Origin of the sequence: Streptacidiphilus monticola (genome assembly GCF_042658505.1) — a bacterium.
GTDB classification, from domain to species: Bacteria; Actinomycetota; Actinomycetes; order Streptomycetales; family Streptomycetaceae; genus Streptacidiphilus; species Streptacidiphilus monticola.
Window position 1 is genome coordinate 1 of the sequence record NZ_JBHSQJ010000024.1, and the last position, 8,995, is coordinate 8,995.

Sequence of the window (8,995 nt, forward strand, 5' to 3'; positions counted from 1 at the left end):
CATCCGTCCGGGCGGCGAAGCCGCCCCGCAGGCGCAAGGAGCACCTCCGGCGCGGGGGCTACCCGCGCTCCGCCGGGGGCTCGCGCGGGCGGCGGCCTCGGCGTGAGCCAATCCGGCCTTCGGCCCGGTGGTGGCCGCCGTGGGAGCGACTCCGCCCCCTCGCCCGCCCCTGGGGGGCGGGCGAGGGGGCGGAGTCGCTCGGGGGCTCCGTGCCCGCAGCCGGGGGCTACAGGTTGAGGCCGGTGAGGATGAGAACGCGCTCGTAGGTGTAGTCCGCCATCGCGTAGGCCACGCCCTCGCGGCCGATGCCGGAGTCCTTCACGCCGCCGTAGGGCATCTGGTCCGCGCGGTAGGACGGCGCGTCGCCGATGACCACGCCGCCGACCTCGAGCTCGCGGTGGGCGCGGAACGCGGTCTGCACGTCGTGCGTGAAGACGCCCGCCTGGAGGCCGAACTTCGAGTCGTTGACCGCGGCGAAGGCCGCGTCCGTGCCGTCGACCTTCTGGATCGTCAGGACCGGTCCGAAGACCTCCTCCGTCGCCAGCGTCACGCCGCCGGGCAGCTCGGAGAGCACGGTGGGCGCGTAGGAGGCGCCCTCCCGCTTGCCACCGGTGAGCAGCTGCGCGCCCGCCGCCACGGCCTCGTCCACCCAGGACTCGACGCGCTTGGCTGCGTCCTCGCTGACCAGCGGGCCCACGTCGACCGCGTCGTCCGTCGGGTCGCCGGTGACCTGCGCGGACACCTTGGCGACGACCTTCTCCACCAGGCGGTCGTACACGCTCGCGTCCGCGATCACGCGCTGGACCGAGATGCAGGACTGGCCGCCCTGGTAGTTGGCGAAGGTCGCGATGCGGGTGGCGGCCCACTCCAGGTCCTCCTCCGAGGACCAGTCGGCGAGCACGACCGCCGCGGCGTTGCCGCCGAGCTCCAGGGTGACGTGCTTGCGCGGCACCGAGTCGAGGATCGAGTAGCCGACCTTGTCCGAGCCGGTGAAGGAGATCACGGGCAGGCGGGGGTCCTGGACCAGCGCGGGCATCCGGTCGTTGGGGACGGTCAGCACCGACCAGGAGCCGGCCGGGAGGTCGGTCTCGGCCAGGATCTCGCCGAGGACGATCGCGGAGATCGGCGTGGCCGGGGCCGGCTTGAGGATGATCGGGGCGCCGACGGCGATGGCCGGGGCGACCTTGTGGGCGACCAGGTTCAGCGGGAAGTTGAACGGCGCGATCCCCAGCACGACGCCGCGGTTGAAGCGGCGGACGAGCGCGAGGCGGCCGGTGCCGCCGGCGTCGGTGTCGAGGCGCTGGCCCTCACCGCTGTTGAAGCGCCGGGCCTCCTCGGCCGCCCAGCGGAAGACGCTGGCGGCGCGGCCGATCTCGCCGCGGGCCCACTTGATCGGCTTGCCGTTCTCACGGGTGATCAGCTGGGCGAGCTCCTCGGCGCGCTCCGTCAGCCGCTTGGCGACGTGGTCGAGCGCGGCGGCCCGCTGGTACGCCGGGGTGGCGGCGAACTCGTCCTTGACGGCGTAGGCGGCGGCGACGGCCTCTTCCACCTGCGCGTCGGAGGCGATCGCGACGGTACCGACGAGGCTGTCGTCGTACGGGTGACGGACGTCGAAGGTCTCCGGGCCGGTCTCCTGCCGACCTGCCAGCCAGAATCCGTAGGTGGTGGTCACCGCGTTCACGGCCCTTCTGCGCGGGGGAATGTCGCTTGCCGCTCCACGGTAGAACCGGCCCCTACCCCGGTCGTTTGTGCGGACTGTCCTAATGGCGGGCACCTGACGCTCCACACTGACCATGCAGGGCCCCTTTGGGGGCGCGGGCGGCCGGCCCACTACTCGTGGAGGTTCGTCCCGCGGACGGGGCCGGACCTCCCTGGGTGGTGGGCTGGTCGCCCGCGCCCCCAAAGGGGCTGCAACTAACTGTCGGACTGCGAGCGGAGGGCGAGCCAGAGCTCCATGCGGACGTCGGCGTCGTCCAGGGAGCGGCCGAGCAGTTCCTCGACCCGGCGCATCCGGTAGCGGAGCGTGTGCCGGTGCACCCCCAGGTCCGCCGCCGCCGCGTCCCACTGGCCGTGGCGGGACAGCCACGCCCGCAGGCTGGCCTCCAGGTCGCCCCGCGAGGTCCGGTCGTGCTCGCGCAGCGGCCGCAGCAGCCCCTCGGCGAACGCCAGGACGGCCTCGTCCCCCAGGAGGGGCAGCAGGGACCCGGCACCCACCTCGTCGTGGTCGACGACCCGGCGACCGCTGCGCAGGGCGACCGCCAGCGCCCGCTCCGCCTCCGTCTCCGCCGTGCCCGCCGACTCCAGGACCGTCGGGCCGGAGATGCCGAGGGCCGCGCCCTCCAGGTCCAGGGCCGCGTCCGCGCAGGCGCGGTGCGCCGCTCCGCCGTCGAGGGCGATGAGGACCAGCCGCTCGCCCACCGGGGCGATCAGCAGTCCCTCGCCGGCCCGCTGCGCGGCCTGCTCGACGCGCTCGGCCAGCTCGTCCAGCACGCCCGCTGACGCCTCGTCAGCTCCCGTCGTCGGCGCGGCCAGCAGCACCCGCACGCGGCCCTCGGGCAGGCCCCCGGTCAGCGCGGCGGCCACCTCCCGGGCCGTCGCGGTCTCGCCCGCGAGCACCAGGCGCAGCAGCGCCCCGCGCATCCGGTCCTCGGCCAGGCGCAGGTCGCGCGAGCGCTCCAGGGTCAGCGTCAGCAGCGCCACGGCGGCGTTGAGGACGTAGCGCTCCCCGGACGTCAGCCGGTCCTCCGTGCCCACGGCGAGGAAGCCGCGGGCCCTGCGGTCCGCTCCCAGCGACTGCACCACCACGTAGTCCTGCGAGCCGCCCTCGTCGCCCTGCAGGGCCGCGCTCGACGGGGCCGGGCGGCCGCGCAGCCGGTCGACCTCCGGTCGCAGCCGGCCCGCGCGGCGTGCCGCCCAGTCAGGAGCCGCCACGGACACGGCACCTGACGCGTCGTAGAGCGCCGCCCAGCCGCCGAGGCGGGCGGCCAGCCGCCGGACCACGGCCGCGGCGCCGTCCCGGCCGAGGGCCGCCCGGGTCAGCTCCTCCTGCGTCTCGATCGCCGAGGTCACCGCCTGGTACTGCTCGGCGGCCAGCGCCGCGGTGACCGCCTTGCTGATCGCGATGAACGGCGTCGGCTGCGGCACCTCCAGCAGCGGCAGCCCCCGCTCCTCCGCCGCCTCGACCAGCGCCGCCGGGATCTGCTCCCAGGACAGGCCGACCCCGATGCCGAGCCCGGCGATCCCCGCGTCGGCCAGCCGGTGCACGTACTGCCGCAGCTTCTCCTTGCCGCGGCCCAGCTTGAGCCCCGTGGTGAGCAGCAGCTCCCCGCCCTCCAGATAGGGCACCGGGTCGTCCAGCTCGCTCGTGTGCACCCAGCGCACCGGCCGTCCCAACTCCTGCTCCCCCGCCCGCACGAGCAGCCCGAGGCCGGTCATCTGCACCAGGGAGGCCAGGGTGACGCTGCTGGCCCGTACGTCGTCGGCGGGCTGGACGGTCATCGAGCTCTTGAGGGACGTCATGACACCTTCGGCGAGGGGAGCGCCCGCCCGCCACGCTGCGGGCAGCCGCGACGGCTGGGAGAAACGTTGCGTTTCCTACCGTACGGCCAATCCCGCCCCCCGGTTTCCTCCCCCTCGTCCAGCGGGGCCCGCCACGGCCGGCTATCCCCTGAGGTCGACCAGGAGCGGTGGCACCGGCGTCCCGTCCACCCCCGTCAGCGAGAGCACCGCGTGGCCCGCGGGCAGCGTGTGCGCGAGGTCAGAGGAGGACCAGCGGCGGCGCTCCACCTTCCGGGTGGTGACGCTCTCCGTCGTCGCCTTCTCCCCCTCCAGCACCGCCCGCGCCCCGCGCAGGCCGCGCCGCAGCATGCCGCCCGAGGTGTCGGGGGTGCGCGTGACGTCCCGCTCGTCCACCCAGTGCGTGCCCCAGGCGTCGGCGAACAGCTGGCCGTCCCAGGGGGCGATGCCGGGGAACGCCATCCGGCCGCCGACCGCGCCGAACAGCGGCGTCCGCAGTTGCTCCGGCAGGTCGGTCAGCGACCGCAGCACCAGCACCGTCCCGGCGTTGGCGCCGCGCAGTCGCTGCAGCGCCCGGACACCCTGGGCGTCCACGGCGGCTGACGCGTCGTCAACCACCAGTCCGGCGAAGAGCGTCCGGTCGCTCCGGGCCGCGGCGGCGTGCAGGAACTGGCCGACCACCAGCCGGGCCAGGATCCGCGCCGCCTCCGGGTGGCTCTGCTCCGGCAGCGCCACGCGGACCCGCAGCGGATGGTCGAGCGCGTGCAGGGCGAACAGCGGCAGCGGCTCCGGGTCCCCCGCCGAGGCGTTGAACATCCCGGCGAAGGCGGGCCGTTCGAGCAGGGCGAGCCGGTCGGCGAGCAGCGTGCCGGGGTCGTCGGCCTGGCCGTGCAGCCGCTCGCGCTGGGCCAGCTGGTGCCGGTGCCGCTCCCACTGACCGGCCGCGCGCACGGCGTCGGTCAGCCGCTGCCACTCCTCCGCGTCCCCGCGCAGCAAAGCGCCGAGCTCCCGGACTCCGGGGACCCGCCCGTGCGCGTCCGCGAACGGCACCACCAGCTGCTGCACGGCCAGCCGGGCGCTCTCGCCGCGCTGCGCCAGCTCGTCCGGGAGCAGGGCGTCGGCCAGCCGGGCCGCGGCCTCCTCGGGGTTGCGCGAGCCGCCGAAGAGATCCAGGCCGTAGCGGCTGCCCGGCTCCCCGGGCGCGACGACGACGTCGTACCACTCGGCCGGCCCCAGATCGGCGGTCGCCGCACCGAGGACGACGGCCACGGCGGTGCCGGTCAGCGCCTGGAGGCACAACCCCTCGGCGACCGGGCGGGCCAGCCGCGCCGTCTTGCCCGTCCCCGCCGGACCGACGGCGAGCAGGGAGGTGCCCAGCAGCGCCGGGTCCAGCGCCACGTCGACGCCCCGGTACTCCGCGGGGTTCTTCGGCACCGCCTCGGCGTGGCCGAGCCGCAGCTGACGCAGGAGCAGATCGTGCCCCGGGCCCCGGCCCGGCAGCTCCCGGGCGCCGGACGGATGCGCGCAGGCGGCGGCGCCGAAGTCCCGGATCGCGGTCAGCAGCGCGGACAGCCGCTCGGGATCGTGCCGCACGCAGTCCAGCGCGTGCAGCAGCCGCTGGTGGTCGACGTCGTTCACCCGCCCCTGCGCGGTCTCCGCCTCCAGCAGCGCCAGCGCCTCGGGGGGCGTGACCGCCCGCAGCGCGCCCCACGGGTCCGACTCGGGCGGGGGCGCCTCGCCCTGCGCGGGGATGGGCACCTGCTTCGGCTCGGTCGCGGCCAGCGCCCGGGCCAGACCGGGCTTGAGGAGACGGTGCCAGACGAGCGGCCAACGGCCCATCCGGCCGAAGACCCTGACGAGCAGCCACACGACGGGCAGGTACGCCAGGACCGTGATCAGCGTCAACCCCGGTCCGTGTCCGACGAAGCCCGCGATCCAGCTGCGGAACAGGAAGACCGCGAGCGTCCCCAGGTAGTAGAAGACGATCCAGGCCACGAGCGCGTTGAGGACCGCGCGGAACAACAGCTTCACCGCGGGGACGTCCGCCCCCGGCGCCTGCTCGGCCGCGGAGCGCGGCGCGGGCCCCAGCCCGTAGACGCCGGCCGTGCCCCGGAGCCGCGGCGCGGCGAACCACCGCGCCAGATCGAACCCCCGCCCGGTAGCCGCCTGCACGGTCCTGCCGTCCAGAGCCATCGCCCCGTCTCCCTCGCCCGCAACCATGCTCTCCGCTGATCGTCAATCTACTGGCTGACGGCGCGTCAGGGGCGTGCGGACACCGCGGACGCGCGCCCGCCCCCGGACGGCGCAACTGCACCCCAGTGGCCAACTGGGTACCGGCCACTTCGCCCCTGCGGCGTATACCGTCGCCGGAGTCCGGCCGTAGCCTGCTGGTGACGGATGTTGAGACTCCGTCTCCCCCACCCCCGACGAGGCGCCACCCGCGCTTCCTGACGCATGGGAGACCGACAACCATGAGTTCCCCGCTGCCCGGCGGCCCCGCCCTCCCCCAGGAGCGCCGCCTCGTCACCGCGATCCCCGGCCCCAAGTCGCAGGAGCTGCACGCCCGCAAGCTCGGCGCCGTCGCCGCCGGTGTGGGCACCACCCTCCCCGTCTACATCACCCGCGCGGGTGGCGGCGTGGTCGAGGACGTGGACGGCAACTCGCTGATCGACTTCGGCTCCGGCATCGCCGTCACGAACGTGGGCAACGCCGCCGAGCTCGTCGTCGAGAAGGCCTCCGCCCAGCTGGCCGCGTTCACCCACACCTGTTTCATGGTGACCCCCTACGAGGGCTACGTCGCCGTCGCCGAGGCGCTGAACGAGCTGACCCCGGGCGACCACGAGAAGCGCACCGCGCTGTTCAACTCCGGCGCCGAGGCCGTCGAGAACGCCGTCAAGATCGCGCGCCACTACACCAAGCGCACCGCCGTCGTGGTCTTCGACCACGGCTACCACGGCCGCACCAACCTCACCATGGGCATGACCGCGAAGAACATGCCCTACAAGGAGGGCTTCGGCCCCTTCGCCCCCGAGGTCTACCGCGTCCCGGTCGCCTACCCCTACCGCTGGCTGACCGGCCCGGAGAACGCCGCCGACGAGGCGGCCGCCGCCGCGATCGACATCATCAACAAGCAGATCGGCGCCCACAACGTCGCCGCCATCGTCATCGAGCCCATCCAGGGCGAGGGCGGCTTCATCGAGCCGGCCAAGGGCTTCCTGCCCAAGATCGTCGAGTTCGCCCGCGAGAACGGCATCGTCTTCGTCGCGGACGAGATCCAGACCGGCTTCTGCCGCACCGGCCAGTGGTTCGCCTGCGAGGACGAGGGCATCGTCCCCGACCTGATCACCACCGCCAAGGGCATCGCCGGCGGCCTCCCGCTCGCCGCCGTCACCGGCCGCGCCGAGATCATGGACGCCGTCCACGGCGGCGGCCTGGGCGGCACCTACGGCGGCAACCCGGTCGCCTGCGCCGCCGCCATCGGCTCCATCGAGACGATGAAGCAGCTGGACCTCAACGCGAAGGCCCAGGCCATCGGCGAGACCATGCTGACCCGCCTGCGCGCCATGCAGGAGAAGTTCGACACCATCGGCGACGTCCGCGGCCGCGGCGCGATGATCGCGATCGAGCTGGTCAAGCCCGGCACCAAGGAGCCGGACCCGCAGACCACCGCCGCCGTCGCCGCCGCCTGCCACCAGCAGGGCCTGCTGGTGCTGACCGCCGGCACCTACGGCAACGTGCTCCGCTTCCTGCCCCCGCTGGTCATCCCGCAGGAGCTGCTGAACGAGGGCCTGGACATCCTTGAGAGCGCCTTCGCCGGCCTCTGATCCCACGTCAACTCCCCAGCCCGGCCCCCGACCACGGGGGCCGGGCTCTTGCGTCCCCCGCAGTGAAGAAGGTGTGCGGACCTCATGGGAGGTGGGTGACGCAAATCCCCCCACAGGGGGTCACTGTCGTAGTGTCATTGGCAGATGGAGAAGCACCACGCCGAGGACACCACTGTGGGCGAGAGCCCACCCCTCAGCCGATCGACCGCCCGCAGCGCTCAAACCCCCCGGGCCACGCGGAGCGTCGATCAACGCAGCCGCCCCGGGACTCTCCCCCCTGTCCCGGGGCGGCTTCGGCGTGTCCCGGTCTGGCCGCTCCTCTGCGGCCTCCTCCTCGTCCTCCTGACCGAGCAGGTCCTCACCAGCGGTCCACTCCTGGTGGTGGACCACGCCACCAAGCACTGGGTCGACCACTTCGTGGCCGGCCACGACCCGCACTGGATGGACAGGCTCACCGAGCACTGGTCCAACCTCGGCGAAGCCGGCTACGGCGTCCCGGTCCTCGCCGCGGCCGCAGCCCTCGTGGGCTGGCGCCTGCACTCCTGGAAGCCCCTGCTCGCCGCCCTCGTGGCCGGCCTGCTCCTCTTCGTCACAGTGATCCCCGGCAAGATCCTCATCGCCCGCCCCGGCCCCCTGGTCGAACCCGTCCCGGACGGCGACTGGGGCTGGTTCCCCTCCGGCCACACGGCGACCTCGGCCATCTGCTTCGGCACCGCAGCCCTACTGCTCGCCCGCGCCTGGCCCCGCCTCCGCTGGTTCCTCTACGGCGCCTGCTCAGTCGTCTGCCTGGGCGTCATCATCGGCCTGCTCTGGCACGACTACCACTGGCTCCTGGACATCATCGCCAGCCTGTGCCTCACCGGCCTGATCCTCTGGACCACCACCCGGCTCCTGCCCAAACGCGACTGACCCCCTGGCAGGTTGGCGACAGCCCCGCACCCACTCTCGCCAACCCGCCACCACCCACCGGCTCCCGCCCGGCCGCCTCGAGCCACCCACCGGCTCCCGCCCGGCCGCCTCGAGCCACCCGACGGTCACCCGCCACCGGCCGCGACCATCCTCCCCCTGGCGGGTTGGCGAGGGCGGCGGCCCGAGTGTCGCCAACCCGCCACGCACCCACCGGGGCCCCGCGCCCTCCCGCCCGGCCGCCTCAAGCCGCCCGACGGTCACCCGCCACCGGCCGCGACCATCCTCCCCCTGGCGGGTTGGCGAGGGTGGCGGCCCGAGTGTCGCCAACCCGCCACGCACCCACCGGGGCCCCGCGCCCTCCCGCCCGGCCGCCTCAAGCCGCCCGACGGTCACCCGCCACCGGCCGCGACCATCCTCCCCCTGGCGGGTTGGCGAGGGTGGCGGCCCGAGTGTCGCCAACCCGCCACGCACCCACCGGGGCCCGCGCCCTCCCGCCCGGGCCGGGGCCGGCCACCCCCACCCCGCCGCAGCCGACCCCGGGACCCGGGCCGCCCCGTAGCCAGCCCGCGTTTTCGCGAGCGGAGCGAGCCGCACGGCGAGCCAGATCGCGTCCCCCCGAATGCCGTTGCACCCCCGCCGCGCCACCCCANCACCGGGGCCCGCGCCCTCCCGCCCGGGCCGGGGCCGGCCACCCCCACCCCGCCGCAGCCGACCCCGGGACCCGGGCCGCCCCGTAGCCAGCCCGC

Annotated in this window: 5 protein-coding genes; 2 read left to right on the top strand and 3 right to left on the bottom strand. The window is 74.8% G+C overall.

The features are described 5' to 3' along the window. Positions 1-226 precede the first annotated feature (226 nt). From ACFP3V_RS07875 to ACFP3V_RS07885, 3 genes are all read right to left on the bottom strand, one after another. Positions 227-1,672, bottom strand: a complete 1,446-nt coding sequence (locus ACFP3V_RS07875) for an aldehyde dehydrogenase family protein (RefSeq protein WP_380581258.1) — start codon at positions 1,670-1,672, stop codon at positions 227-229. A 242-nt stretch (positions 1,673-1,914) separates the two neighbouring features. After that, positions 1,915-3,498 carry a PucR family transcriptional regulator gene (locus ACFP3V_RS07880; RefSeq protein WP_380581260.1) on the bottom strand — a complete coding sequence of 528 codons (1,584 nt, stop codon included), beginning with the start codon at positions 3,496-3,498 and terminating at the stop codon, positions 1,915-1,917. Positions 3,499-3,660: 162 nt separating this feature from the next. After that, positions 3,661-5,709 carry a type IV secretory system conjugative DNA transfer family protein gene (locus ACFP3V_RS07885; protein ID WP_380581252.1) on the bottom strand — a complete coding sequence of 683 codons (2,049 nt, stop codon included), beginning with the start codon at positions 5,707-5,709 and terminating at the stop codon, positions 3,661-3,663. Positions 5,710-5,987: 278 nt separating this feature from the next. Here ACFP3V_RS07885 and gabT point away from each other — a divergent pair, with 278 nt between their 5' ends. Together gabT and ACFP3V_RS07895 are read left to right on the top strand one after the other, a co-directional pair. Continuing rightward, entirely contained in the window at positions 5,988-7,340 is a 1,353-nt protein-coding gene (gabT, locus tag ACFP3V_RS07890; protein WP_380581254.1) for a 4-aminobutyrate--2-oxoglutarate transaminase, read from the top strand. Positions 7,341-7,721: 381 nt separating this feature from the next. Then, a complete protein-coding gene (locus ACFP3V_RS07895; RefSeq protein WP_380581256.1) occupies positions 7,722-8,249 on the top strand; it encodes a phosphatase PAP2 family protein in 528 nt (175 codons plus the stop codon). The last annotated feature ends 746 nt before the right edge of the window (positions 8,250-8,995 follow it).

Excerpts from the sequence above, each read along its gene's own strand:
- gabT (WP_380581254.1), top strand. The coding sequence starts at position 5,988 with ATGAGTTCCCCGCTGCCCGGCGGCCCCGCCCTCCCCCAGGAGCGCCGC.
- ACFP3V_RS07880 (WP_380581260.1), bottom strand. The coding sequence starts at position 3,498 with ATGACCGTCCAGCCCGCCGACGACGTACGGGCCAGCAGCGTCACCCTG.
- ACFP3V_RS07885 (WP_380581252.1), bottom strand. The coding sequence starts at position 5,709 with ATGGCTCTGGACGGCAGGACCGTGCAGGCGGCTACCGGGCGGGGGTTC.